Consider the following 25,098-nt stretch of genomic DNA (forward strand, 5'->3'; position numbering starts at 1 on the left):
CCTTTAAGAATTACTCGATTGGGTTATACGGATTAAGAAGAACGAAGACATTATGTACATGAGGATTATTCATTAATTTCCGTTTTACCTCTAACCTATATTTAGAATAAGTAGACTCGGATTAATAGGTAAAACCGCAGTATCCTGCGGTTTTACCTTGGCTATCAACGTTTCTTATGCAAAAGATCGATGCACTTGATGTACTTCTTATACTTGTGGCTCATCTGTCCATTTCTTTTTCTCTTTGACCGTGTCGATTGGCCCTTTCTTTTTTAACTCTCTTACTTTCATATCATACCATAGTTGAGCTGAAATAAAGATGGACGAATAGGTTCCTGCTAGTAAACCTACTAATAAAGCAAAGGAGAAGTTACGGATCGCCTCACTTCCTAAAATTAATAAAGCAACAACTGTTACAATAACTGTTAATACTGTATTAATCGAGCGTGTCAATGTTTGCCGTAATCCCTGATTCACGACCATCGCAATATCTTCTTCCGTTTTTAATCGGCGTTTTGCTGTCATGTTCTCCCTTATTCTGTCAAAAGTGACAATCGTATCATTAATCGAGTAACCAACAATCGTTAATACGGCGGCAATAAAGGTTAAATCCACTTCCAACCGGGTCAAACTAAATACCGCGATAATAAAGAATGCGTCATGAAGCAGCCCTATTATGGACGTAAAGCCCATCGCGGACTCAAACCGGAAGGACACATAAATAATGATACCAATCGCTGCAATAAACAGAGCAAAAAAGGCATTTTTGATTAGTTCTTTCCCTACTGTTGGGGATACGGTGCTTACATTTGGTTCTTCGCCATACTTATCATTAAAGTATGCTTTTAATTGAGCGATTTCTTCACGATCCAATACTTCATCCTTGAAACGCGCGACTCCGATTTCATTGTTATTTCCAGCCAATACGATATCTTGCGTATCGATGCCAAACTCTTTCAAATCAGAACTCACTTCTTCAGTAGTGATAGGCTTGCCTGCATTAATTTCAACCCTTGTCCCACTTGAGAAATCAATTCCTAAATTCAAGCGGAAGACTGCTAAAACAATAATTCCAGCAACAATTAAAACCGATGAAAACATATAGAATTTCTTCCGATGTTTAACAAAATCAAAGCGATCAAATGGTGTTGCCAAATCATGTGTTGTTTTATTTTCGGTTAATTTAAAAATAGCTCCACGTTTCACACCAAACCAGCCTGGTTTCTCTTTAAAAAAGCGGCTGTCAATTAATAAGCTTAGCAACCATCTTGAGCCAAAAACAGCTGTAAAGAAACTCATTAAAATACTAACGATTAACATTGTTGCAAAACCTTTAACAGAGCTGTTTCCAAAATAGAATAGAACGCCTGCAGCTAGTAATGTGGTAATATTAGCATCTAAAATAGCTGTAAAGGATGACTTACTTCCTGCTTTAAAAGCCGAAGAAAGCGACCTTCCTACTTTCATCTCTTCCTTAATCCGCTCATATGTAATAATATTCGCATCTACCGCCATCCCGACTCCCAGTATCAATGCAGCAATTCCCGGAAGGGTTAATACAGCTCCCATTAAATCAAACACGAGCAGTATTAAATAGATATAAATGGAGAGTGTGACGGTTGCAACTAGACCAGGTAGGCGATAATAAGCAATCATAAAGATAAAAATAAGCAAAACACCTAAAATACCTGCATTCACTGTTTTATTTAAAGCCTGTTCTCCAAACGAAGCTCCGACTGAAGTAGAATAAACCTCTTTTAATTTTACAGGTAATGCTCCTGCATTTAAAAGATTGGCTAAGTCTTTTGCTTCTTGTGTTGTAAAATTACCCTCAATTGATACACTAGTATCATTAAAAACTTGCCTTACATACGGATCTGAGAGCAATTTAGAACTCCCAGTTTTGGACGCTTCTTCGTAAGAGTCCACTCCTTCTTCAAAATCCAGCCAAATTGCTAGAATATTATCCGGTGCCATATCAACAATATCTTGAGTGACATCACGAAACTTTTTCCGATCCTTCATTTCAACTAGGACAATTGGCTCGTTCGTATTTGCTTTAAACGACTGTTCAGCCGCCCCTTCTACTAAATCTGTTCCATCTAACTTAACCTCGTCATTTACATCTCTAAAGGTTAAAACAGCTTGCGTACCGAGTGTTTCTCTAGCCTGGTCTTGGTCTTCAACCCCTGGCAATTGTACACGAATCCGGTCCGTTCCTTCTATTTGGATATTGGGTTCGCTTACGCCTAAAACATTAATCCGTTTATTTAATGCTTCTGTTGTATGTATAAGAGTATCGTTATCTATTTTTTGATCTGTATTAACAGCTTCTACTTCATATAAGACTTCGAAGCCTCCTTGCAAATCAAGGCCTAAATTTATATTTTTTAAAATCGCATTTGTTGTTGAACCACCTAAACCCGCAAATAACAGGATAATTAGGAAAAAGACAACAATTCTACTTCTTTTTACCATTATTGATAAATCCTCCTCGCCATAATGAACACAAAAACCTATATGTAAACTCTCAGAATGAAGTCAATATGATTATTATGAATCAGTCAAAAAAAGCTGTCAATCATTTCTGTATGTATTTCATCGCTTATTTAATCGACTTTATCTTTAGTATGGAGCAATTCTTCTAATTCATTAGAATCTAAATCCGAGAACAAATCAGGAGATTTATAGGCCTCAACGGTCGCAAAATTCATATAATCCCCAATTTTCACCGAAAGAACATCTGAGACTAATTCATACATTCTAATACCTTCTTTATATTTTTTCCATTTCTTCTGTATAAGAAACGTCCATAAATCCCTTTTTTCAATAGTCCCATAGCCTAAAACAGTAAATTCTTCGATTTTACTTTGTAATGCAAGGTCAAGTATATGAAAGTAAGAATCGTAAGGATGCTCTTGTTTAGCGTTCATCGTCTCCGCCCCCGTTTTATAAAATGTTCACAGATAACTTGTCATGCTTTGTCCACCTATTAGCATATACTCATTGTAATCCAATGGAACAGTTTTGAGAAGGCAGGGAAGGTAATGAATAAATTTTTAAAAGGAACGATCATCTTAATGGCTGCAGGACTTATCACAAAACTTCTTGGTTTTATAAACAGGATTGTGATTGCTCGCATGATTGGAGCAGAAGGAGTCGGATTATTTATGATGTCTTATCCTACCCTTATTCTTGTTATTACCATTACACAAATGGGGCTGCCTGTTGCCATTTCAAAAGCTGTCGCAGAGGCGGAAGCCAAAGGGGATCGAAAGAAAACGAAAAAGGTATTAGCAGTTTCTTTAGCTGTAACTGGGACATTATCACTCATTTTCACACCGACTTTAATGTTGATTTCACCGCTCTTATCCCAGACCTTATTCACAGACCCGAGAACACTGTATCCATTGATGGCCATTACCCCGATTATCCCGATTGTCGCTATTTCATCGGTTATTCGTGGGTATTTCCAAGGAAAACAGAATATGAAACCTTCGGCGATTGCTCAAGTATTAGAGCAAGTTGTCAGAATCTCTTTAATCGCCGTTCTGGCAAAACAATTTCTACCAATGGGGATTGAATATGCGGCAGCGGCAGCAATGGGCGCATCCGTCATTGGCGAACTAGCTTCGTTTATTTACTTATTTATTATGTTTAAAGCAAAGAAAAAATTTAGAGTTCGTAAAAGGTTTTTTCAATCTGTACATGATGGAAAGAAAACATTAGGAGAACTTATGCATGTAGCATTGCCGACAACTGGTGGGAGATTGATTGGATCGGTTACCTGGTTTCTAGAACCGATTGTTGTCTCACAGAGCTTACTCTTAGCTGGAATAGCAGCCGGGATAGCGACAAAGCAATATGGGCTTTTAACGGGGTATGCATTACCTTTACTATCCCTCCCTTCTTTTTTTACACATTCATTATCCACCTCTCTAGTACCAGCTATTAGTGAGGCTAATGCCAATAGAAACCAATTGATGGTAGAATACCGCTTTCAGCAATCTTTACGTTTCGTCTTAATGGCTGGCTGTTTATCAACGGTGATTTTATATGTGTTTGCTGAACCTTTGATGAAATGGTTTTACGGAACTTCCGATGGTTATGAATTCATTCAATTTCTGGCTCCATTCTTTTTATTCACCTATTTTCAAGGGCCATTCAGCGCCATATTACAAGCGCTAAATTTAGCCAGTGCAGCGATGATCAATAGTCTTATCGGTTCAGTTCTAAAAATACTCGTTATCTTTGTATTTGCTTCACAACCGGCGTTTGGTATAAATGGCGTCGCTCTAGGAATGGCTGCAGGGACAGTGCTTGTCACACTTTTACATTTTGCGACCGTACTAAAAAAAATACAATTCACTGTCTATTTAGGCATGTATGCAAAATTTATTTTCGCCACCTTACTATCCGGGATTTCAGGTATTCTTTATATGCAATATGTGCTTGAGCAATACCATACTCTTCCTTTCCTAGTTATTGGGATTGTGCTCGTCACTTTCATCTATCTTATATTTATATTTTGTTTTAAATTATTAACAAGAAGTGATCTCATTCGCTTGCCTTTGTTTAATCGGATTCTTAAATAAAAAATGCTAAACTCGTGCCGTCCTGGCGCAGACTAAACAGTGTCATCATGTCGCTTCGTCTACATCCCTACATCCTCCTGTAAGAGTGAGACTTTTTAACGGCGTTGTCATGATTTTAAATCATCGTAATCAATAAAGAACTTTCCGTCCTGAAAACTGCAAAAGGAAATTTGCTCGATATCTTGATGACCGCGTCGTTCTAATTCTTTTCTTAACCAAGATTCATCCTTTCTTACCTCTTCCAAATGGTCTTGTTGAATTTCGCCATTAAGAATAAGAGGGAGGGTGTAAGATCCTGTCTTGGTCTTTTTATCTTTTTTAATGACAGAAAGGTTACCCGAAGGCTCTAGAATAGCGAATTCAACATCAGAAATATTAGCAACATCCTTTTGTCGTAACTGCATAAGCAAGTCATCAAAATTATAGCGAATCTTTTTCATTTCCTTTTCATCGATTTTTCCCTTGTTAATGATTAAAGCAGGCTTTCCATCCATTAGCCTTCTAAACTTGCGACTTTTTAAAGAAATTACCGCTAATCCTAATTGAATTAACATAAGTGTGACCATTGGAATAATAGTATGGGCTAAAGGATCTTCATGTTGCTCGATCGCAATAACCGCCATTTCCCCCATCATAATAAATACAACAAGATCTAAAACACTTAGCTCACCGATTTCCCGCTTACCCATCAATCTAAAAATGACAAGTAATACAATATATAAAACAACCACTCGTGCAATAATAACAAAAAAATTTTCCATATCACAATCCCCCCTCATTTATCGCATTTTTAGTATGTGACTAAAAAAAAGAATTATGAAAGAATCTTCATCATAACAAAAAGGTCATTTGTTTTATGAATCCTACTAAAAAAGAGAGACAAGTACTTCTAAAAAACTCTTTTGTGAATATGCTTGTACAGAGGGATATATGGTGTTGGTAGAAGGGAGAGATTGGGAATCGAAATTAAAAACTTTGCTGTTTCAATTATTTATGGATTAATGACCATCCTAGTTTTTGCAGTACTATCCAGTCTTATTTTTTCACTCATTTTGTATTTTAGTAATACGCAAGAACAATCTGTAAGCCTGTTAATCACAATTATTTCATTTTTCGCTGTATTTTTCGGTGGTTTTATAAGTGGAGGAAAACGAAAACAAAAAGGTTGGATCATTGGGGGAGCCACAGGGATATTATACTCGCTTATCCTCTTATCTTACCAATTTTTAGGACATAGCTCTTTATTCTCCTTAGAACAATTGGTTTATCACATTTGTTATATTTTAACAGCAACAATGGGAGGTGTTCTTGGGGTAAATATTTTATCCAATTCAGATCATAAATAAAGAAAAAAGAAGCTGTCATTGAGCAGCTTCTTTTTAAAAGATTTAGGATTGTATACTATTATTTGATTCTAACACTTCACGGACCGCATTACGATCGTATGTAAGTTTACTGCCATCGCCACATTTAATTACAATAGTTCCTTCATCCAATGCTTCGATTCGACCATGTAAGCCGCCAATCGTGACAATTTTATCTCCTTTTTGTAGGCTACTTTGCATTGAATTCACAGCCTTTTGACGCTTTTGATTTGGCCGGATCAATAAGAAGTAAAACAAGATGATCATAATAATAAAAGGTGATAAACCGATTAATTGTTCCATAAAAACCCTCCTTTTCTTATAAAATCTATATTAGAAATTTTTCGCGTCGGGAGAATTAAATCCATAACGCTCAAAAAAATCTTTTCTGAAGTCACCTAGGCGATCTTCTCTTATCGCTTGTCGGACTTGCTCCATCAATTTTAACAGAAAATGCAAATTATGGTAAGTCGTAAGTCTTATTCCAAACGTTTCGTCACATTTGATTAAATGACGAATATAGGCTCTGCTATAATTCTTACATGTATAGCAATCACAGTTTTCATCGATTGGATTAAAATCACGGGCATAGGCTGCATTTTTTACGACTAAGCGACCATTCGACGTCATCAATGTTCCATTTCTAGCAATCCTTGTTGGCAATACACAGTCAAACATATCAATCCCCCGTATACTCCCATCAATTAAAGAATCCGGAGAGCCAACACCCATAAGATAACGCGGTTTGTTACTAGGCAATAAGGGTGTAGTATACTCTAACATTCGATTCATAATATCTTTTGGTTCACCAACGGATAATCCACCAACAGCATAACCAGGAAAATCGAGAGATGCTAAATCATTAGCACTTTGTTTCCGAAGATCCTCAAATTCTCCGCCTTGGACGATTCCAAAAAGCCCCTGATCTTCTGTACGATTATGAGCGTTTAGACATCTCTCGGCCCAGCGGGAAGTTCGTTCAACTGATTTTTTCATATATTCATGCGTAGCAGGATATGGTGGACATTCATCAAAAGCCATCATAATGTCTGAGCCAAGGGCATTTTGAATTTCCATCGATTTTTCGGGAGAAAGAAACAGTTTGTCCCCATTTAAATGATTGCGAAAATGGACGCCCTCCTCTTCAATCCTTCTAAATTCACTTAAAGAGAAGACTTGAAACCCACCTGAATCTGTTAAGATCGCTTGATCCCAATTCATAAAAGAATGTAGGCCACCTGCTTCTTTTATAAGTTCATGCCCAGGCCGGAGCCAAAGGTGATAAGTATTACTTAATATCACACCTGCCCCCATTTTTTTCAATTCTTCAGGTGACATCGTTTTGACTGTCGCAAGTGTTCCTACAGGCATAAACATGGGAGTTTCATAAGACCCATGAGGAGTATGCAGGACTCCTAGTCTGGCGCCAGTTTGTTTACATGTTTTTATTAATTCATATGTGATCGCGCTCAAGCTTTCCAATCCTTTCTACAACTTAAATCAATAACATTGCATCTCCAAAGCTAAAAAAACGATATTTTTCTCTCACTGCTTCTTCATATGCATGGAGGACCTGCTCTCGACCAGCAAGTGCGCTCACAAGCATAATGAGGGTCGATTTTGGCAAATGGAAATTTGTAATCATTCCATCTATGCCTTTAAATTCATAACCGGGATAAATGAAAATATCAGTCCACCCATTGCCTTTGGTAAAATAACCATTATGAGCGGATGCAATCGTTTCAAGGGTTCTTGTAGAAGTCGTGCCCACCGAAATAATCCTTCCCCCTTGTTTCCTTGTCTGATTCAATAACGCCGACGTCTCTTCTGATATTCGATAAAACTCTGAATGCATATCATGTTCCTCAATATCATCAACATTAACTGGCCTAAATGTTCCTAGTCCTACGTGAAGAGTAATATAGGCAATATGTATTCCTTTTTCACGTATTTCCTCAAGGAGCTCTTCGGTAAAATGCAATCCAGCTGTTGGAGCTGCTGCCGATCCTCGCTCCTTTGCATAAACGGTTTGATAGCGGTCTTGATCTTCAAGTTGTGTTTTAATATAAGGGGGAAGCGGCATTTTACCAAGCTGATCGAGCACTTCGTAAAAAATTCCATCATAATGGAATTCAAGAATACGTCCACCATGCTCTAATTCATCTAGGCAGACCGCTTTTAACTGACCGTCTCCAAAAGTTAATGTCATGCCTTTTTTTAAACGCTTAGCAGGCTTTACTAATGTTTCCCATTGATCCCCATTTAATTGTTTTAACAATAATACTTCAACTTTCGCGCCTGTTTCAACTTTTAAACCAAATAATCTCGCAGGGAGCACCTTTGTATCGTTTAAAACTAAACAATCGCCTTTGCGTAAAAAAGTCATTAGGTTATGAAAAGTCTCGTGTGTGACCTTTCCTGTCTGTTTATCTAAAACCATCAAACGACTGGATGCGCGGTCTTTCAGCGGGACTTGTGCGATTAATTCTTCCGGCAATTCAAAATCAAATTGATCCAATTTCACAACTATTTAAACCTCCCAATCAAATACAGCACCACTGTTAATATTACACTTAGGAGAATGGATGTTACAACTGGAAAGTAAAATGTGAAATTTTCTTTCTTAACAATAATATCTCCAGGTAGTTTACCTATTTTTACAAATTGCGCAATAAAACCAATCGCAAAAATAACTCCTCCTATAATCATAAGAACTTTTGCTGCTCCATTCACCGTTCTGGCACCTCTAAATGAAAATGTTCGTACACAAGCTCTGTCACGATTCTTCCCCTTGGTGTCCTTTGCAAAAAGCCGATCTGCATTAAATAAGGCTCATAGACATCCTCTATGGTCATCGCTTCTTCCCCGATGCTCGCGGCGATAGTGCTTAATCCAACCGGCCCTCCTCGAAACTTATCAATCATCCCTTTTAAAAGCTTATGATCAATATTATCAAGACCTAAACGATCGACCTGTAATAACTCTAAGGCTTGATCTGCAAGTTGTTGAGTGATTACTCCATCTCCCCTCACTTGCGCAAAATCACGAACCCTTCTCAATAATCGATTTGCAATCCTTGGCGTTCCACGTGAGCGCCGAGCAATTTCAATTGCACCTTGCCCCTCAATCTCTGTTTCTAATATTTCCGCTGTACGATGGATAATATTTGTTAATTGATCTTCAGTATAATATTCTAAACGACTTAATACCCCAAAACGATCGCGTAATGGTGCTGAGACGGAACCAGCTCTTGTTGTTGCCCCTACAAGCGTAAAAGGTGGAAGATCAAGACGAACAGATCGAGATTCTGGCCCTTTTCCGATGACAATATCTAAACAATAGTCTTCCATTGCGGGATATAACACTTCTTCGATTGCTCTAGGTAAACGATGAATTTCATCGATAAATAATACTTCTCCTGGTTCAAGAGACGTTAAGATAGCTGCTAAATCACCAGGTCTTTCAATAGCAGGTCCAGAAGTTGTCCGCACATTGACGCCCATTTCATTAGCAATCACAACCGCTAGAGTCGTCTTCCCAAGTCCTGGCGGTCCATAGAGAAGCACATGATCTAAGGTTTCTTTTCTTAATTTTGCTGCTTCAATAAAAACAGCTAAATTTTTCTTTACTTCATTTTGTCCGATATACTGGGATAAAGTTTGCGGACGGAGACTCTGTTCAAAAGAAAGATCATTTACTATTGCTTCACTAGATAATACTCGTTCTTCCATCCCATCTCTTCCTTTCTAATGAATGTTCAAAAAGAAGGATAAAAAGGACCAAGTCGGCGACTACGACGCTGACGTCAATCACTAACGCCGACACTAGTACATCCTGTACGTCGAAAATTCAAGGCGGACTTGCCCGTGTTATGCTGACTTCGACGTTCGACACAGGATGTGTCGGCACTTAGTCGAAGATCATATATCCTGCAGTGTCATTTTCATGGACTTTTTGAACATCCTTATCTATCAAATCATCAATAATTGTAAAGCCTGTTTAATATACTGATCTGTTGTTAAGTCCTTTCCTTGTAGTTTTGGTTCGACCTTTTTTAGTTCACGTTCGGAGTAGCCAAGTGAGCCCAATGCTAATAATGCTTCTTTCAACTCATCTTCAGCATCATCTAGTACAGCCTCTTCTCTTTGAACAGTCGCAGCCACTTCAGGTAAAGTCACAACATCTTGTAATTTTCCTTTTAAATCAAGGATCATTTGCCTCGCTGTTTTCTTTCCTACACCAGGAAATTTAACAAGAAACTTCTCATCTTCATTTTCAATTGCCTGGATCACCTGAGCCGGTTCTCCATAAGCCAAAATGGCCAATGCTCCTTTGGGGCCAATCCCTGAGACATTCAAAAGCTTCTTAAATAGGATCTTTTCTTCAAATGTCGTAAAACCATATAATGCGATAAGATCTTCCCGAACATGTTGATATGTATAAACAATCGTTTCAACGTCCTGATTCTTTGAAAAAACAAATGGATTAGGTGTTAAAATTTGGTAGCCAATCCCATTGTTTTCTAACACAATATACTCAGGTCCAGTGTGTTCAATTATCCCTTTTATATACTCGTACACTAGTTTCTCTCCTCTTTCATACTAACCTTTATTGTAACATAAAACTTTCCATTAATGAGGGATAAAATTCCTTCTGTTACTGCAAACTTAAAGCCTGACTCCCTAAAAAGTCAGGCTTTTCTTTTCAGTTGAATACTGTTTCATTGTTTCTAATACTTCTGTAAAGGTCTCTTTTGTTTGGATCGGGATTCCCTTCTTAAGCTCTTCCCTTTTATTCCCTTCTAATTTTTTCATATCAATTTGAAAAAAGGAATGGATAATATCCTCTTGATCAGGGCTGCCATTAAAAATCGATAAGGTACCGTCCTCTTGCAGACCAAAGAAGCCATTGACTTTTAATAAGGGGGAAATATCATTTACTTCCCTTTCAAAAATAACTCGTTTTTCATCTATATCAATTAGCTGCCATTTTTCATATTTAGACCAAAAATCCTCTAGTGCCCATATGGTTTCGCTTACTATTTCTTCACTTATGTCGCCATCTAAATATTTCCTTTTTAGCAAAACCTCAATCTCAAGCGGGCTTTCAGGGATGTAAACTGGATCTTCCTCAGCTGTTGATTGTGCTTGAGTCCTCTGCATATCTAATGATGGCTGATTCGCTAAACTCACTACTACTAAGATCATAAATGAAATAAGCAATTTTCCCGTAAGTTTCATACGGATCACCTCTTTGCCTATAAATTTAATTCTTAGAATCTATATTGCCCATAAAATAACATTCATATCCATATTTTTATTTTGACTCTTTTCATATTCCCACACAGGAATCCGAATGCCCAAATAATTGAACTGTTAAATAGAGAGAGTTGCTTCTGGGTTGCATGTGTTCATTGCAATAGCACATCAGTTCATTGCAATAGCACATCAGTTCATTGCAATAGCACATCAGTCCATGGCTAGATCTATGGTTTAAAGTTTAATAATGCCATTAAATTTGCTGTATTGCCCTCAAATGTGAAGAAATATGGTTTGTTTTCCTCGTCAAGCATCATTAAATATGGACTTTCTTGACCAGAAAAAATAATAATCACTTCATCTACAAGATCATCAAACCATTGGTTTTTCACCATAATATTAGGCTCCAAAGGAATTCTGATCATCCACCCTTTATTTGGAATCGGGTTGTGATGAACATATACACCTGTTATACCTTCAAGAAATTTCTCTACTTCTTCTTGTATATCTGTGTCTTTTTGTACATATTTTATAACCTTACCTTGCTGTATATCGAATATTTCTATTTGCGGGTTAGTTTGCGCCATAGGGTTAGTTGCAATAAAATGAAAAGCAAAGATATAAACCAGAATCTTTTTTAGCATTTGGACACCTCGATGATATTGTTTCCAAAAAATAGCGCAGTATTTATAAGTCATGATTGGGGCTGTCCCTATAGTAGAAAAGTGTCCAAGCCGCAGACCTTCATTCGGATTTCAATCCTATATTAAATAATGGGGCTGTCCAGAAAGTCAGTGAAAACTGAGCTTTTCTGTGACAACCCTTTTTCTAAGTATGTAAAAGTTGGTGTGCGGTTTCCGGTTGCCTTCCGTTCCGGGGCAAGGCTTGAGCTTCCTCAGTCGCTGTGCGCCTTGCGGGATGCTTGTCCCGCAGGAGTCGGCCTCTGCACTCCCAGCAACGGACGGGCAGTGTATCCCACACCTATGCTTCTCCGTAATCTCTAAATTCTTGAGGTGGGGGGTATTACTGCCCGTTAATGCGGGATAAATAGAAAAAATCGCTTCCTTTAGTAGAATGAAGTTACCACCACAACATCCAAAGAAGCGATTTTTTATGTGCAATCCGAAGACTGCTACTGAAGAGTATCCCACACAATTGGCTTTTTCGATAAAGATAGAAGAGATAGCCTGTGAACGACCGAAACGCAAGCTTGCGCCTGTATTCCGCCCCTACAACAACCGCCAGTCCTTCGTCATCCTGGATGTCGAATCATTGATTCCGGAGCACCATGTCGCCCGGGTCGACTCCATGATCGAAGCCATCCCGGATGAACAGCTTTTCGTCCATTATCCGGGGGACGGCGCAGTTCCTCCATCCGAAAATGATGCTCAAGGTTATCATTCATTTGCAAAATTATGATACACTTCCTGCACATCGTCATCATCTTCCAGCACATCTAACAATTTTTGCATTTTCTCCGCTTGTTCACCCTCAAGTTGCGTATAGGTTTGTGGCACCATTGTGATTTCAGCAGTGGCAAACGTAAAACCTTGGTTTTCTAGGGTTTCTTTTACCTCTATGAAACTTTCAGGATCTGTATAAATTTCAAAAGCTTCTTCGCTTGTTTCCATTTCCTCGCCACCTGCTTCAATGACTGATAAAAGCATATCATCTTCGGCTATATTTATATCTTGACGATCTATGGCTAAATATCCCTTTCGATCAAACATATAAGCGACACAGCCTGTTTCACCAAGATTCCCGCCATTTTTATTGAATGCCACTCTCACATTTGTCGCCGTTCGATTTTTATTATCGGTTAAACACATCACCATCACAGCTGAACCACTTGGGCCATATCCCTCATAGATAATCTCTTCATAATGTTCCGTATCTTTGTTCCCAGCTGCCTTGTCAATCGCCCGCCCGATATTATCGTTAGGCATATTTTCTGCCTTTGCTTTCTCCACCACAAGTCGCAAGGAAGGATTTGTACTTGGATCAGGACCACCCAATTTTGCGGCCACATAGATTTCCTTGGCTAATTTTTGAAATACTTTCCCCCGTTTGGCATCTTGTGCATTTTTCCTATTTTGAATATTTTTCCATTTCGAATGTCCTGCCATGTTAAACTCCCCTCTCCCATGACTTCATTTCCTTAACTATATCGAAAGTTGGAATAACGAGCAATCTTTCCACACATATTATAAAGATTCAACTTTCTTCATGATCTCCTTATTAAATTTCATTCTTTGCTTAAATTGTTTAAGTAATAAAGTCTCCATCATCGGCCATCTTCTTTTTTGCTCAAGTGAATGACTCCGTGTAAAATGAAGCCACTCTCTAAAAATATCAGTTGGGTACACAAGGGCTGTTATAAATGCTGCTTTTGTTTGGAATGGCTGGATAGGCTGAAATGAAATTAAACGTTCAAGCTCCCAATTCAGATGGGGGAGAATCCGATTAGAAAGCTGCAAATAATCAATATGTGCTGGTGCTAAAGCAATTAAATCAAAATCAATTAGCCATAATCGATTTTTTTTATCACGAATAAAATTATGACTAGCGACATCTCCATGTATAATACAATGGGGTTCTTCCGTGAAAAAGGAAGCCTGCTTTTGCATTTTATCAAGAGCCCAATCGCCGAGATCTGCAAAATAACTTAACTGAGGACGGAGCGGATGCTGAGTATATAGAGAAAGTGTCTGCCTAAAGTCGGTTAATCTTTTTTTCCATTTATTTATTTGTTCAAAAACAGGCATTTGCTCTCTTACGGTGTTGGATATATTGCTGGTTGCTTGATGATATGTTTGCAGCAATAAGAAAACATCCTTAATATCAGATCTATGCTGATAATTAACGTTCCCCCCTGACCCAGCTTCGATAAATTGGATGAGTCCAAAAACTCTATCGCTTAGTATAATTGGTTTCGGGTGGATGGAATAGGTTTGGGTAAATCCATTCTCCTTTAATTCTTCTGTAAAAAATACTTGTCTTTTAAAAAGGGACAATGTAGAAAATTCTTTCAAAATCCAATGTTGATTTTTTGTACTAGCTTGCCATACCATTTTTTTTATTGGCTTGATTCGAATAAAAGGAAGTTCAAAATTCTCCCTCAATAAAAGAAGGAGACGGCGTTGTATCCCGTCTCTCTCTTCTGAAAAATTATTATTCATTTCCTTCCCCATGATTGGGACGAACAGGCATAGCATAGGTGGGCGGTATTGCTGTTCCTACAGGTGGATATCCTCGATACATTTGCCCTTGCATAGGCATTGGCTGTCCTTGCATACCGTAGGGGTGTGGATGGAACTGAGGTATTTGATTTCCACACCCACAATCCCCCCCTGCTTGATTCATATAGTTAGCTTGTGGTGGCATCGGTTGTTGGAAGCCAGCCATTTGCATACCAGGTTGGGGGTAAGGTTGAGCCATACCATGCATCATTCCCATTCCCATATGTTGATTATCGGAAGAACTTTCCATTTGATGCTGTGTCCCACCATAATATGGTTGTTGCATTCCTACATAGTCATCCGAAGATTCATCCACTTCCCATTGCGTTTGCGGGCCATAACCAGGCATCGGCATGTGAGGTTGATAAGGCATCATCGGAGCCCCTGTCATCGCCCCTTGCACTTGTGGCATCATATATCCTTGATATGGCTGCGGTTGTGGATACGGATAACAAGGATCAAAACACGGTTGTGGCATCGGATAACACCCATACATAGGTTGCTGAACTGGCATTTCCTGTATAGGAGATTCCTCTTCATGTTGTACAGGTTTTTCCTTTGGAGGCACCGGTTGTGGCATTTGTTGACTCTGCATTTGTTGCATATTCATCGTATAATAATTGTTAATATCAATCTCTGGTAATGGCTGTGGTTGAGGCATTACCGGTTGATAGATATACTGTGGTTTCTCCTTCTTTGGCTTTTCCTTCGGTGGCTTCGCAACGGGCATCGGTGCTTCCTTTTTAGGCGCAAAAGGATGTTCTGCCTTAGGCATTTCCTTCTGTCCGGATTGCTGGTGATGAACCGGTTTCTCCTTCGCCCCTCCACCTGAATGACCAGGGACTTTAATTTTCATTCCCGGCATAATCATTTCTGGATTGGACAATTGCGCATTTAACTTTTTCAGTTCATCAAAATTCACACCATACTTTTGGGCAATATTCCATAATGTTTCTCCTTTTTGTACAATATGGATCTTCACAAATTTTCCCTCCTCAAGCTCAGTCTATATAGTGTATGAATGATTGGGCAAAATGCTAATAATCTTCATCAAAACTTATGAGATTGGGCGGTTATTTATGACAAATCTAGTTTGTCCTTCTTCATTAATGAAGAAAGAACAAAGAATATGATAAAATAGGCTTAAAATATGGAATGGAGGGGTTAAATGCAGAAGGAAGGAAAAAAGATTCTAGGAGAAGAAAGAAGAGAAACATTGCTTTCTTTATTAAAAGAAAAGAATTCTCCCATTACGGGAAGTGAGTTAGCCGAAAAAACAGGGGTCAGTCGACAAGTTATCGTTGGAGATATAAATTTATTGAAGGCACGGAATATCCCTATTATTGCTACAAGTCAAGGCTATTTGTATATGCGCTCCCCTCAGGAGAACCTTCTTATTGAAAAAACCATCGTTTGCCTACACGCACGTAGCCAAACAGAAGAGGAACTGAATATTTTAGTCGATCACGGCATCACAGTAAAGACTGTGGCTGTCGAACATCCCATTTATGGAGATCTTACTGCCTCCCTGATGGTCTCTAATCGAAAAGAAGTGGAACATTTCCTCAATAAAGTAAAATTAACGAATTCCTCCCTTTTGGCGGATCTCACATCAGGTATTCATTTACATACGATAGCAGCACCTAGTAAGGAAGCTATCGAAAAAGCGGAAAAAGAATTAAAAGCCGCAGGGATACTTGTCGATGAAAATGAAACACCTTAACCAGACCATGATTCTGGATAAGGTGTTTCTTTTGCAACAATCTAATTCATCTTTCCCACTAAATTTTCATCTAAGTGAGATTTAGTGGGATCTGACTTCTGATGTGATTATCCACCTGAACTCAATACATCAACTCGATCAACAAATTCCAGTCGATTCAGTTCGGCAAGGAGATCATCAATTTCATCACTCATATTCGCGATATCCAGTGAAAGAGTTACATTTGCTCGTCCTTGTAAAGGAATCGTTTGATGTATGGTTAATACGTTGCAAGCATGTTTGGCAACAATTGCTAATAATGTAGAAAGAGACCCTGGCCGATCTTCAAGATAAAAGAACAACGAAATAATTTTCTCTTTTACAACCCTGTGAAAAGGTAAAACTGTGTCTCGATATTTATAAAACGCACTACGACTTAAATCAACTTGTTGGACAGCATCCCAAATAGAAACGGACTTTTTCCGCTCAATTAACTCTTTTGCTTCCAATGTTTTTTTCATTGCTTCGGGTAAAACATCTTCTCGCACCAGATAAAACTTTTTTTGATATTCTTTCTCTCCCAATATCCTCTCCCCCATTCACCATAGGTGTTATTCAATAAATTCAAATTCAAATTCTAGAATTCGAATAATGTCTCCATCCTTCGCTCCACGTTCTCGCAATGCATCATCGACGCCCATTCCCCTCATTTGTCTAGCGAACTTGCGGACCGATTCATCCCTTGAGAAATCTGTCATCTTAAACAGACGCTCGATTGAATCTCCATTTATCACAAAAGCACTATCTGGGTCTCTTGTAATCGAAAATTGATCCGGGTCTTTTTCATAGCGGTATACAACACGATGAATGTCCGAATCAGCGTCTTCGGTCTCATAGAGCGGAAATTCTGGGGTTGTTTCCAATTGATTCGCTACTTCAAATAATAAATCCCGGATTCCACTCCTTGTCAACGCGGAGATTGGGTAGATTGGATACTCTTCCTTAAGTTTAGTACGAAAAACAGCTAAATTTTCCTCTGCTTCAGGCATGTCCATTTTATTAGCCACAATAATTTGCGGGCGCTCAAGCAAGCGAAGATTATATCTTTCTAATTCTTGATTAATGGTCTGGAAATCTTCAAATGGATCTCTTCCTTCCATACCAGACATATCGATCACATGAACAATTACTCTCGTCCTCTCAATATGGCGAAGAAATTGATGACCAAGCCCCACTCCTTGATGAGCCCCTTCTATCAAGCCTGGCAAATCAGCCATAACAAAACTACGACCATCTTCAGTCTCTACAACACCTAGATTCGGAACGATGGTTGTGAAATGGTATTCTGCTATTTTAGGTTTGGCTGCTGAAACAATAGAAAGCAAAGTGGATTTCCCCACACTTGGAAAACCAACAAGTCCTACATCAGCAAGAATTTTTAGTTCAAGAACAACATCTCTTTCCTGTCCCGGCTCTCCATTTTCTGCCATTTCTGGAGCTGGGTTTGCCGGTGTAGCAAAGCGGACATTTCCTCTACCTCCACGTCCTCCTCTAGCCACTACAGCTTGCTGGTCATGTTCGACAAGGTCGGCAATCACCTCTTCTGTTACAAGATCCTTTACAACAGTTCCTGGTGGTACTTTGACAACTAAATCTTCTGCACCCTTTCCGTGCTTGCTTTTAGACATCCCGTGCTCACCTCGGAGCGCCTTGAAATGCCGTTGATAGCGGAAATCCATGAGCGTACGTAATCCTTCATCTACCTGGAAAACAACATCTGCGCCTTTTCCGCCATCTCCACCAGCTGGTCCGCCCATCGCTACATATTTTTCTCTGCGGAAGGCAACCATCCCATTGCCGCCATCTCCACCCTTCACATAAACCTTCACCTGATCGACAAACACAATGATCACTCCATTCCACTAAAAATAACGTTACAAATAAAATTCGTTTCACTTACTTCTTTAAGGTTAATGTGAATCTGTTTATCTTCATAATGTAATAACCATTTCTCTAAACTTCTTAAATCCTTTAACTTTCCTTCAAAATCAAAATGCAAGGAAAGGCTTTTTTCCAACGGTTCAATCGAAACATATAATTGATTCGCATATAATGGATGAAGAGCATCTGAGATTACTTGAAAAAAGCTTTTCATCCAATCCGTCAATGTTACATCATTGATGAATTGGGCAGGTAAATCATTGATGAACTCATATTCTATCTGAAATGTATGGCCTTCCCAGCCCCAATTATGAAGCAGAAACAATGTCGCAAATTCTGGCAAACCTAATTTTGTTAATTTCGTTTCCTGTTGAGATTCTAAAACGATTTCTTCAATCACTCGTTCAGCTTCTTCCGTTTTTCCTAAAGCTAGATAGCCTTTAATCAATTGAATTCGATTTAACCAATCATGGCGAGCGTGCTGTAATAAAGTAAGTGTTTCTTCTTTATCTTTCATCATTATATCCTTCCCAACATTCTTCAATCGTCTCTATTGTATAATAAAAAGAAGCGAATGAGTAGAAATAAAAAAGGCTCTAGCCATAGTTGGTTAGAGCCTTTCTGTGATTTGTCTTATGCTACTGGGTATACGCTGACTTTTTTCTTGTTGCGACCAACACGTTCAAAGCGAACCACACCATCTGTTTTGGCAAATAGTGTATCATCACTTCCACGGCCAACATTTTCCCCTGGATGAATTTTTGTTCCACGTTGACGGTATAAAATCGAGCCACCTGATACAAGTTGACCATCTGCTCGTTTCGCACCCAATCGTTTTGATTCTGAATCACGACCGTTTTTAGTAGAACCTACTCCTTTTTTCGAAGCAAAAAACTGAAGATCCAATTTTAGCATTTGATTCACCTCCATTTTTAGAAAAGCGCAAGTGCTTTGATCAGCCCCGACAAGCAAATGTTCTGAGACGGGAAAAGTCCGGTTTTGACTTTTTTCGTGGCTTGGCACTGGAGCTAGATCTAATTCTAGCCAAATTAACTTTTCATAAATTTAATTTTTACATACTCAGGATATTCTCTTTCAATTGTTTGTAAGGAAACAATCATTCCTTCTAATAATAATTGAACCTGCTTGTTCCCTTCTCCTTCCAAAGGCTGAGAAAGGGAACACTTTAGAAAACCATCTTCTTCTATCGTGATATCCGGTTCAATTGGAGTCAGGGCAATAACTGCATTTAAACTGCCAAAGGCGACAGCTGAAACACCTGCACAAACAATATCTTTCCCTTTATCGGCAAATTGAGCATGACCTTGCATTGTAAAGCCACTAATGTCGCCATCAGCTGTACGGCTAATTCTAATTTGAATCATAGGAACATCTTCTCTTAAGCATTGATTTTTTCAATGACAAGTTTTGTGTAAGGCTGACGATGCCCTTGTTTTTTATGATAATTTTTCTTCGGCTTATATTTGAAAACAACAATTTTCTTTTGACGGCCTTGTTTTTCAACTTTAGCTGTAACAGTAGCTCCCTCTACAAATGGGCTCCCTACTTTTACATCTTCGCCACCAACGAAAAGAATTTTGTCAAAAGTAAAGGAATCTCCTTCAGTCGCATCTACCTTTTCAACGTAGATTACTTGTCCTTCTTCTACCTTTACTTGTTTTCCACCAGTTTCAATAATTGCGTACATAATCGCACCTCCTTATTAGACTAAGACTCGCCATTTGCAGGTGCTCTATTTTCAAAAAATAGAAACTTTCATACCTGGTATGCGCGGTTGTAGCTCAGGCGCTACAAACTAACATAAAAATTTTAGCATATACAATGTTCAACTGTCAATAGCGGTTTAAGTATAAAAGATATACATGGCAAAAATCGTTAGCTTGCATACATGAGATCGATTAAGCGCGCTCGTACTTTTTTCTCCGAAAAGTACGCATGGAGGAGTTCATTTTCATCTAATTGACATTCACGATCCGTTTTTCCATCAATATCAATTAAATGTTTATAGCCTCGTTTAAACTTGCTTAATATATCAAAAACATAATCCTCGCTATCAGCCTGTATTGTTTGTAATCGTGAAATGCTTTGTTGTTCTCCAAAATGGCGTTCCAACAAGAATCTCATTAAGAGATATTTTTGCTGTTTCCAATCCGTCCATAAACAAACATTTAAATACATTAAAATCACCCAAATGTTGATATGAAGAGGTGCCACCAAAAGAACAAGTATATGGAACATCAATAAAATAACAAATGAAATAACTACAGACATTCGTACGGAATCAAGATAAGATTTATAAGTTGAGAGATATAAATGAACTAATTTCCCACCATCAAGTGGGCGAATTGGCAGAAGATTAAAGATCATAATCATCCAATTATAGTGGCTAATTTGCTGGGCATACTCTGCTGATATTAGTCCGCCCATATGAAGAAGAGGAATGATTCCAGCTATCCATAGGTGTTGAAGGGGCCCTCCGATAATCACACAAAACTCTTCAACCAGCGTTCGATTTCCATGCTCATCAACATCACAAAAACCCCCAAAGGGGAGAAGCATGACCTTTTTTATCTTCCAATTAAAAAATTGAGCGACAACAGCATGACCCATTTCATGAATAAAGACGATCGAGAAAAGGGCGAGTAACTCCCAGAAGTATCCAGTGAGCACACTTAGCCCAGCTATTCCCCACATTAATGGATGAATTCTTATTTTTGTAAAAAGGCGCCCATACTTATTCAAATTTCATCACCTGGATAGGATCGATAAATGTATCATGTTGTTTAATCGCAAAATAAAACTGCCCGGTTTCTCCATCTTCCCCTGAAGAAACAGTGCCAATCAGTTGTTCCGCCGTCACTTTTTCCATTGATTTGACAGAGATATGATCCAGCATACCATACCATGATTCAGAATAATCAGGATGCTGAATAATAACGGTATTGCCGATTCCCTCCTTCTTTCCGGCGAACGTGACCGTCCCTGATGACATTGCCTCCACCTTCGCTTCAGTTCCTGTCTCCATAATAATTCCCTGATGCTCCTCGGAGAAAGGTTCTAGTATTTTTCCTGTTACAGGCATAGCTAAGTTTTCCTTCAGTTCCTCCTTGTTAGAATCCGATTGTGCAGGAAAAAGGGCCAATGGTTGTCCGAATTTTTCTTCATACCAATCTGCTACAACCGCGAATTGAAATTCACGTTCAAATGTTTTTTTTATCTCAGCCTTTGCCGCTTCCATCTTTGAAGAGGGTGATTGAAAAATAATAGCAACAAGCAGGACAAGAATGGCTGAAATAAAGATTTTCATAAAAAAGACTTCCTTTTTAAAAAGTGGATGCACCGATTCGTTAGGGTCTGATTCAAAAACAGAGTTTTCCCCATCATCCTGTTGAAAAAATGTCTCTTCTAATTTCCGATCATGAGTAATGCCATATTGTTTCCTTCTTTTATTCATTTCTCTCCGAATTTGTTCCAATTTATGGCGGTCCATTCTCCCCCATCCCCCTTAGCCATTTTTACTACCATATGACTTGTCCAGAGCAAATATGCGATAAGTTAGGAAAAGCGCAAGGCGCCCGACAAGCAAATGTTCTGAACCAAAGGAAGGCGCTCTTTGCCTTTCTTCGGTTCAGGTTATTTCGAACATCAGCTAAGGTCGCCACGTCCTGGCGGCAGACTCAAGCGCGATGTCCTGTCGCTTCGTCTGCACTAGTCACATCCTGTACGTCGCAACGCCGGTGGAATCACTCCTGCGAGCCTCAAGCCGATGGCGCCTGGAGCTGGATCAAGCACTAGCCAAAATTTATACTTTTTTATCTTGCAATACAAAAAAACTTCCACATCAAAAGATGTGAAAGTTTCGTTGGTAGATTTAGGATGAGCTACTAAATAACCTCTTCAATTTTACAAAGAAGCCTGTTTTTTCATCATCAAGCGATTGTAAGGGGACAGACTCTCCTAAAATTCGTCTGGCTATATTCCTATATGCAATGGAAGCTTTACTATTAGGATTAAGCGCAATCGGCTCTCCTTGATTCGATGATTTTATCACTTCTGCATCATCTTGAACAATCCCCAGTAGATCAATCGATAAATGCTGGGCGATCTCATCAACATCTAGGACATCGCCATCCTTCATCATTTGGCTACGGATTCTATTTATAATTAATTTTGGCGGTTCTAATGTGTCTTCCTTTTCCAATAAGCCGATAATCCGATCTGCATCACGGACAGCCGAAATTTCAGGTGTAGTGACAACAATGGCGCGGTCTGCACCAGCGACTGCATTTTTGTATCCTTGCTCGATTCCAGCTGGACAATCAATTAAAATATAATCATAATCTTGTTTCATATTGGAGATGAGTTGTTTCATTTGTTCAGGCGATACAGCAGTCTTATCACTTGTTTGTGCAGCTGGTAATAGGTATAAACGATCATCAAATCTCTTATCCTTCACTAAGGCTTGATGCGGTTTACATTTTTCTTCCACAACATCAACAAGATCATAAATAATGCGACTTTCCAATCCTAATACAACATCAAGATTACGTAAGCCTATATCCGTATCAATTAAACATACCTTTTTCCCTTGCAGGGCAAGGGCTGTTCCAAGATTTGCGGAGGTAGTTGTTTTCCCAACTCCTCCTTTACCTGATGTAATCACAATCGCCTCACCCATTTTAACGTCCCCCTTTGAATCTTGTAATATTTGGTCTAATATGTTTCAAATTTTGCAATCTATCAATCATAATTTGTTGCGATTCATCTATGTAGGCACATTCCATTTGATGATGTCCTTCCTGATCACGATCATCAGGGGGACGTGTGATACAGTCAGCAATCCGTAATTGTGAAGGTGTCATAAAAGAAGCGACAATGACTGCTTCCTTTTTACCTGCGAAACCAGCGTGGGCAATTCCTTTGAGAGCGCCCATGATAAAAATATTCCCACCAGCTCGAACGGTTCCACCAGGGTTCACATCTCCTACAAGTAATAAATCACCTGCCACTTCCAAGACCTGTCCTGATCTGACAATTGTCGTAACAGAGGTAATCAGTTGTTCATCTATAATTCGCTGCGATTCTTCCTTTGTTAAAACATTACTCACAATTTCTTCCACTACAAGGTTTTTTTGATCGCGTATTCGTTCCTTCAATTCCTGCTGTTGCTCTTCCGTTAACAATCGATTTCCAGCGAGAATGCGTACAGAAATAAGCGGACTATCGTTCTCTCGCCCATGTAAATTCACTAACTTCTCGTCCAGCTCTTGTAATAATGCTTCATAAGAACAAGTATCATTTAATTGTAATGAAAGACCATCTTTCGTTCCTTTTATCATGACATTTTGTCTATTTTTCATATATAGCGGGCAAAGGAGACGTTCAATCGTTGACTGTGCCCTCTTATCTCCTTTCAACAACTAACTTCCATCGTGGTTCATTTCCTATATTTTAACGCAAATAACCAAAATCGTCATCTCTTGCTCATTCGACAAATCTTGAAAAAACCCTCTTTTTTAAGAAAAGCGCAAGATTTTTATTCATGCAGTTCAATCTTTTTACGTTGCGTCAATAATTTTTTAAATGGAAAATAAATAATCAAGAAAAAGATTTGATTGACGATCAGTGTAGGCCATAGTCTTCGATTTAGAAATTCCTGAATCCCCATATTATGCTGAAGTACAAATACATTCAAACCATATACAACAAATTCAACTATTCCCACAGATAAAAGAGCAATAAAAAAGGTGGTAAGAATGTTTACTTGGACCACTTTAGCCATCTTAGAAGCTAAATAGACAACAATTGGGAGTAGAAATAAATAAACACCAATAATCTCCGTATAATACACATCGAATAAAAGACCAAAAATCGCTGCATAAATCAGGGTTCGGTTTCGCAGATAGAAAATCCCCATAACAATCAAGAGGACTAACAAAAAATGAGGGACCAATAGAATATCGTTTTTAATTGTTCCAGGTGGAGTTAGCTCGACAAAAACACTTTCACAATAAAAGCATACTGTTAAAAGAAGAGGAAGAATCAATCGTTGCATCATTCTTCCCCCTCATCTAAATCGGTTTGCTTCCCCATTGTGCGTGCGACAACCATAACATGTTCAAAATCATAAAATTGAGCTGATGGCTCAATATAAGCAATTTGGGTTAGACCAAAACGATCCATTTCTACCGATTTTACTTTTCCAATATCAAGTGCTTTTGGAAAGACCCCGCCAAGCCCAGAGGTAACTACATTTTGTCCTTCTTTTAATTTTTTATCAACCGGGATGTCCTTCATTAATAATAGCTTTTTGTCGGCATCATACCCATTTATCAACCCGTAGATGTCTTCTTTTCCTTGTATTTCAGCTGATACTCTATTTTGTGTATTTTCTGATGTCAATAACTCAACTGTCGCCGTCATTTTGGAGACACTTATCACTTTTCCAACTAACCCTTTTGCAGTGATCACAGCCATCTCTGTGTCCACCCCGCTGTTCGTTCCCCTATTAATAATGAATTTTTCGTCCCATCTTTCAGGGTTTCGACTAATAACGGTTGATTGAATTGTTTCATATTCACGTAGATCATCTGTTTTATCAAGGACATTCCTTAATTCCTTATTATCCTTTTTTAAATCAGCAATTTCCTTTTCTAACTTCGCTAAACCCTCTAATCGTGACTTTAGTTTCTTATTTTCAGTATATGTATTTTTTAAATCTTCTACATTCTCAAAGAAATTGGCAATACCATGAGCCGGTCTAGCAACAATTGATTGACCAAAACCAACCACATCTTTAAAAAACTGCTCAGGTTTTGAAATATTATCCTTATCCCTCAAAGAAAAACCGATAAGCGAAACCAGGATAATAAGACTAACTAATAATATGATTAGACGTTTATTTAGAAAAAAATGGGGCATCCCATACACCTCTAACTTTCAAAGCGGAAATAACGTAGCTATAGTAAAAGAAGTTCA

The 25,098-nt window shown here is 38.6% G+C and carries 30 protein-coding genes and 1 other annotated feature; of the genes, 4 read left to right on the top strand and 26 right to left on the bottom strand.

The window, feature by feature from the left end:
- Positions 1-207: 207 nt before the first annotated feature.
- Positions 208-2,478 carry a protein translocase subunit SecDF gene (gene secDF, locus IPU53_RS13665; protein WP_207451556.1) on the bottom strand — a complete coding sequence of 757 codons (2,271 nt, stop codon included), beginning with the start codon at positions 2,476-2,478 and terminating at the stop codon, positions 208-210.
- Positions 2,479-2,609: 131 nt separating this feature from the next.
- Positions 2,610-2,933: a post-transcriptional regulator gene (locus IPU53_RS13670; RefSeq protein WP_207451558.1), complete on the bottom strand. Its 324-nt coding sequence runs from the start codon at positions 2,931-2,933 to the stop codon at positions 2,610-2,612.
- A gap of 114 nt (positions 2,934-3,047) precedes the next feature.
- On the opposite strand from IPU53_RS13670, the gene spoVB reads away from it, so the two are divergent.
- Entirely contained in the window at positions 3,048-4,595 is a 1,548-nt protein-coding gene (spoVB, locus tag IPU53_RS13675; RefSeq protein ID WP_207451560.1) for a stage V sporulation protein B, read from the top strand.
- Between the two features lie 107 nt (positions 4,596-4,702).
- Here the strand turns inward: spoVB and IPU53_RS13680 are convergent, their stop codons facing one another.
- The gene (locus tag IPU53_RS13680) at positions 4,703-5,356 is read right to left on the bottom strand and encodes a DUF421 domain-containing protein (RefSeq protein WP_207451562.1); all 654 of its coding nucleotides are present in this window, start codon (positions 5,354-5,356) and stop codon (positions 4,703-4,705) included.
- 192 nt (positions 5,357-5,548) lie between these two features.
- Here IPU53_RS13680 and IPU53_RS13685 point away from each other — a divergent pair, with 192 nt between their 5' ends.
- Positions 5,549-5,941 carry a TIGR04086 family membrane protein gene (locus tag IPU53_RS13685; RefSeq protein ID WP_207451564.1) on the top strand — a complete coding sequence of 131 codons (393 nt, stop codon included), beginning with the start codon at positions 5,549-5,551 and terminating at the stop codon, positions 5,939-5,941.
- Between the two features lie 42 nt (positions 5,942-5,983).
- Here IPU53_RS13685 and yajC read toward each other — a convergent pair whose 3' ends face one another.
- The 8 genes from yajC to IPU53_RS13725 form a co-directional block, all read right to left on the bottom strand.
- On the bottom strand, positions 5,984-6,262 hold the full coding sequence (yajC, locus tag IPU53_RS13690; protein ID WP_207451565.1) for a preprotein translocase subunit YajC: 279 nt from the start codon (positions 6,260-6,262) through the stop codon (positions 5,984-5,986).
- Between the two features lie 30 nt (positions 6,263-6,292).
- Positions 6,293-7,432, bottom strand: coding sequence for a tRNA guanosine(34) transglycosylase Tgt (gene tgt / locus IPU53_RS13695; RefSeq protein ID WP_207451566.1), 1,140 nt, complete (start codon positions 7,430-7,432; stop codon positions 6,293-6,295).
- A gap of 22 nt (positions 7,433-7,454) precedes the next feature.
- Positions 7,455-8,483 carry a tRNA preQ1(34) S-adenosylmethionine ribosyltransferase-isomerase QueA gene (queA, locus tag IPU53_RS13700; RefSeq protein WP_207451567.1) on the bottom strand — a complete coding sequence of 343 codons (1,029 nt, stop codon included), beginning with the start codon at positions 8,481-8,483 and terminating at the stop codon, positions 7,455-7,457.
- Between the two features lie 2 nt (positions 8,484-8,485).
- A complete protein-coding gene (locus IPU53_RS13705; RefSeq protein WP_207451568.1) occupies positions 8,486-8,692 on the bottom strand; it encodes a DUF2905 domain-containing protein in 207 nt (68 codons plus the stop codon).
- Positions 8,689-9,690 carry a Holliday junction branch migration DNA helicase RuvB gene (gene ruvB / locus IPU53_RS13710; RefSeq protein ID WP_207451569.1) on the bottom strand — a complete coding sequence of 334 codons (1,002 nt, stop codon included), beginning with the start codon at positions 9,688-9,690 and terminating at the stop codon, positions 8,689-8,691. Before ruvB ends, IPU53_RS13705 begins: the two co-directional genes overlap by 4 nt.
- A 240-nt stretch (positions 9,691-9,930) precedes the next feature.
- The gene (gene ruvA, locus IPU53_RS13715) at positions 9,931-10,539 is read right to left on the bottom strand and encodes a Holliday junction branch migration protein RuvA (protein WP_207451570.1); all 609 of its coding nucleotides are present in this window, start codon (positions 10,537-10,539) and stop codon (positions 9,931-9,933) included.
- A gap of 102 nt (positions 10,540-10,641) precedes the next feature.
- A complete protein-coding gene (locus IPU53_RS13720) occupies positions 10,642-11,199 on the bottom strand; it encodes a BofC C-terminal domain-containing protein (RefSeq protein ID WP_242698292.1) in 558 nt (185 codons plus the stop codon).
- 245 nt (positions 11,200-11,444) lie between these two features.
- Positions 11,445-11,861 carry a hypothetical protein gene (locus IPU53_RS13725; RefSeq protein ID WP_207451572.1) on the bottom strand — a complete coding sequence of 139 codons (417 nt, stop codon included), beginning with the start codon at positions 11,859-11,861 and terminating at the stop codon, positions 11,445-11,447.
- A 430-nt stretch (positions 11,862-12,291) separates the two neighbouring features.
- Between IPU53_RS13725 and IPU53_RS13730 the strand changes: the two genes are divergently transcribed.
- Positions 12,292-12,636 (top strand): hypothetical protein, encoded by a 345-nt coding sequence (locus tag IPU53_RS13730; protein WP_207451574.1) that lies wholly within the window; start codon positions 12,292-12,294, stop codon positions 12,634-12,636.
- Here IPU53_RS13730 and IPU53_RS13735 read toward each other — a convergent pair.
- From IPU53_RS13735 to safA, 3 genes are all read right to left on the bottom strand, one after another.
- Positions 12,615-13,343, bottom strand: a complete 729-nt coding sequence (locus IPU53_RS13735; RefSeq protein WP_207451576.1) for a YebC/PmpR family DNA-binding transcriptional regulator — start codon at positions 13,341-13,343, stop codon at positions 12,615-12,617. The two genes, IPU53_RS13730 and IPU53_RS13735, sit on opposite strands and share 22 nt — an antisense overlap.
- A 78-nt stretch (positions 13,344-13,421) precedes the next feature.
- Entirely contained in the window at positions 13,422-14,396 is a 975-nt protein-coding gene (locus IPU53_RS13740; protein ID WP_207451578.1) for a phosphotransferase, read from the bottom strand.
- Positions 14,389-15,438: a SafA/ExsA family spore coat assembly protein gene (gene safA, locus IPU53_RS25450; protein WP_207451580.1), complete on the bottom strand. Its 1,050-nt coding sequence runs from the start codon at positions 15,436-15,438 to the stop codon at positions 14,389-14,391. Before safA ends, IPU53_RS13740 begins: the two co-directional genes overlap by 8 nt.
- Positions 15,439-15,624: 186 nt before the next feature.
- Here safA and IPU53_RS13750 point away from each other — a divergent pair, with 186 nt between their 5' ends.
- A complete protein-coding gene (locus IPU53_RS13750; protein ID WP_207451581.1) occupies positions 15,625-16,179 on the top strand; it encodes a transcription repressor NadR in 555 nt (184 codons plus the stop codon).
- Positions 16,180-16,286: 107 nt separating this feature from the next.
- Here the strand turns inward: IPU53_RS13750 and IPU53_RS13755 are convergent, their stop codons facing one another.
- The 12 genes from IPU53_RS13755 to mreC all read right to left on the bottom strand — a co-directional run bounded on the left by IPU53_RS13755 (position 16,287) and on the right by mreC (position 25,041).
- Positions 16,287-16,757 (bottom strand): ACT domain-containing protein, encoded by a 471-nt coding sequence (locus IPU53_RS13755; RefSeq protein ID WP_207451583.1) that lies wholly within the window; start codon positions 16,755-16,757, stop codon positions 16,287-16,289.
- Between the two features lie 12 nt (positions 16,758-16,769).
- Positions 16,770-18,062 (bottom strand): GTPase ObgE, encoded by a 1,293-nt coding sequence (gene obgE / locus IPU53_RS13760; RefSeq protein ID WP_207451585.1) that lies wholly within the window; start codon positions 18,060-18,062, stop codon positions 16,770-16,772.
- 5 nt (positions 18,063-18,067) lie between these two features.
- Entirely contained in the window at positions 18,068-18,619 is a 552-nt protein-coding gene (locus IPU53_RS13765) for a Spo0B C-terminal domain-containing protein (protein WP_207451587.1), read from the bottom strand.
- Between the two features lie 113 nt (positions 18,620-18,732).
- On the bottom strand, positions 18,733-19,014 hold the full coding sequence (gene rpmA / locus IPU53_RS13770; protein ID WP_207451589.1) for a 50S ribosomal protein L27: 282 nt from the start codon (positions 19,012-19,014) through the stop codon (positions 18,733-18,735).
- A 134-nt stretch (positions 19,015-19,148) separates the two neighbouring features.
- Entirely contained in the window at positions 19,149-19,484 is a 336-nt protein-coding gene (locus tag IPU53_RS13775) for a ribosomal-processing cysteine protease Prp (RefSeq protein ID WP_207451590.1), read from the bottom strand.
- 14 nt (positions 19,485-19,498) lie between these two features.
- Positions 19,499-19,807 carry a 50S ribosomal protein L21 gene (gene rplU / locus IPU53_RS13780; protein WP_207451591.1) on the bottom strand — a complete coding sequence of 103 codons (309 nt, stop codon included), beginning with the start codon at positions 19,805-19,807 and terminating at the stop codon, positions 19,499-19,501.
- A 13-nt stretch (positions 19,808-19,820) separates the two neighbouring features.
- Positions 19,821-19,906: a sequence feature (ribosomal protein L21 leader region), on the bottom strand.
- A gap of 89 nt (positions 19,907-19,995) precedes the next feature.
- Positions 19,996-20,862, bottom strand: coding sequence for a M50 family metallopeptidase (locus IPU53_RS13785; RefSeq protein WP_207451592.1), 867 nt, complete (start codon positions 20,860-20,862; stop codon positions 19,996-19,998).
- Positions 20,855-21,610 carry a M23 family metallopeptidase gene (locus tag IPU53_RS13790; protein ID WP_207451593.1) on the bottom strand — a complete coding sequence of 252 codons (756 nt, stop codon included), beginning with the start codon at positions 21,608-21,610 and terminating at the stop codon, positions 20,855-20,857. Before IPU53_RS13790 ends, IPU53_RS13785 begins: the two co-directional genes overlap by 8 nt.
- Positions 21,611-21,991: 381 nt before the next feature.
- Entirely contained in the window at positions 21,992-22,798 is an 807-nt protein-coding gene (minD, locus tag IPU53_RS13795) for a septum site-determining protein MinD (RefSeq protein WP_207451594.1), read from the bottom strand.
- Between the two features lies 1 nt (position 22,799).
- Positions 22,800-23,480 carry a septum site-determining protein MinC gene (gene minC, locus IPU53_RS13800; RefSeq protein ID WP_207451634.1) on the bottom strand — a complete coding sequence of 227 codons (681 nt, stop codon included), beginning with the start codon at positions 23,478-23,480 and terminating at the stop codon, positions 22,800-22,802.
- A gap of 176 nt (positions 23,481-23,656) precedes the next feature.
- A complete protein-coding gene (gene mreD, locus IPU53_RS13805) occupies positions 23,657-24,178 on the bottom strand; it encodes a rod shape-determining protein MreD (protein WP_207451596.1) in 522 nt (173 codons plus the stop codon).
- Positions 24,175-25,041, bottom strand: a complete 867-nt coding sequence (gene mreC / locus IPU53_RS13810) for a rod shape-determining protein MreC (RefSeq protein ID WP_207451598.1) — start codon at positions 25,039-25,041, stop codon at positions 24,175-24,177. Before mreC ends, mreD begins: the two co-directional genes overlap by 4 nt.
- Between the last annotated feature and the right edge of the window lie 57 nt (positions 25,042-25,098).

Origin of the sequence: Bacillus sp. SD088 (genome assembly GCF_017355205.1) — a bacterium.
GTDB lineage: Bacteria > Bacillota > Bacilli > Bacillales > Bacillaceae_C > Lederbergia.

Excerpts from the sequence above, each read along its gene's own strand:
- secDF (WP_207451556.1), bottom strand. The coding sequence starts at position 2,478 with ATGGTAAAAAGAAGTAGAATTGTTGTCTTTTTCCTAATTATCCTGTTA.
- IPU53_RS13670 (WP_207451558.1), bottom strand. The coding sequence starts at position 2,933 with ATGAACGCTAAACAAGAGCATCCTTACGATTCTTACTTTCATATACTT.
- spoVB (WP_207451560.1), top strand. The coding sequence starts at position 3,048 with ATGAATAAATTTTTAAAAGGAACGATCATCTTAATGGCTGCAGGACTT.
- IPU53_RS13680 (WP_207451562.1), bottom strand. The coding sequence starts at position 5,356 with ATGGAAAATTTTTTTGTTATTATTGCACGAGTGGTTGTTTTATATATT.
- yajC (WP_207451565.1), bottom strand. The coding sequence starts at position 6,262 with ATGGAACAATTAATCGGTTTATCACCTTTTATTATTATGATCATCTTG.
- ruvB (WP_207451569.1), bottom strand. The coding sequence starts at position 9,690 with ATGGAAGAACGAGTATTATCTAGTGAAGCAATAGTAAATGATCTTTCT.
- IPU53_RS13720 (WP_242698292.1), bottom strand. The coding sequence starts at position 11,199 with ATGAAACTTACGGGAAAATTGCTTATTTCATTTATGATCTTAGTAGTA.
- IPU53_RS13725 (WP_207451572.1), bottom strand. The coding sequence starts at position 11,861 with ATGCTAAAAAAGATTCTGGTTTATATCTTTGCTTTTCATTTTATTGCA.
- IPU53_RS13730 (WP_207451574.1), top strand. The coding sequence starts at position 12,292 with ATGAAGTTACCACCACAACATCCAAAGAAGCGATTTTTTATGTGCAAT.
- IPU53_RS13735 (WP_207451576.1), bottom strand. The coding sequence starts at position 13,343 with ATGGCAGGACATTCGAAATGGAAAAATATTCAAAATAGGAAAAATGCA.
- IPU53_RS13740 (WP_207451578.1), bottom strand. The coding sequence starts at position 14,396 with ATGAATAATAATTTTTCAGAAGAGAGAGACGGGATACAACGCCGTCTC.
- IPU53_RS13750 (WP_207451581.1), top strand. The coding sequence starts at position 15,625 with ATGCAGAAGGAAGGAAAAAAGATTCTAGGAGAAGAAAGAAGAGAAACA.
- IPU53_RS13755 (WP_207451583.1), bottom strand. The coding sequence starts at position 16,757 with ATGGGGGAGAGGATATTGGGAGAGAAAGAATATCAAAAAAAGTTTTAT.
- IPU53_RS13765 (WP_207451587.1), bottom strand. The coding sequence starts at position 18,619 with ATGATGAAAGATAAAGAAGAAACACTTACTTTATTACAGCACGCTCGC.
- rpmA (WP_207451589.1), bottom strand. The coding sequence starts at position 19,014 with ATGCTAAAATTGGATCTTCAGTTTTTTGCTTCGAAAAAAGGAGTAGGT.
- IPU53_RS13775 (WP_207451590.1), bottom strand. The coding sequence starts at position 19,484 with ATGATTCAAATTAGAATTAGCCGTACAGCTGATGGCGACATTAGTGGC.
- rplU (WP_207451591.1), bottom strand. The coding sequence starts at position 19,807 with ATGTACGCAATTATTGAAACTGGTGGAAAACAAGTAAAGGTAGAAGAA.
- IPU53_RS13790 (WP_207451593.1), bottom strand. The coding sequence starts at position 21,610 with ATGGACCGCCATAAATTGGAACAAATTCGGAGAGAAATGAATAAAAGA.
- minD (WP_207451594.1), bottom strand. The coding sequence starts at position 22,798 with ATGGGTGAGGCGATTGTGATTACATCAGGTAAAGGAGGAGTTGGGAAA.
- minC (WP_207451634.1), bottom strand. The coding sequence starts at position 23,480 with ATGAAAAATAGACAAAATGTCATGATAAAAGGAACGAAAGATGGTCTT.
- mreD (WP_207451596.1), bottom strand. The coding sequence starts at position 24,178 with ATGATGCAACGATTGATTCTTCCTCTTCTTTTAACAGTATGCTTTTAT.
- mreC (WP_207451598.1), bottom strand. The coding sequence starts at position 25,041 with ATGCCCCATTTTTTTCTAAATAAACGTCTAATCATATTATTAGTTAGT.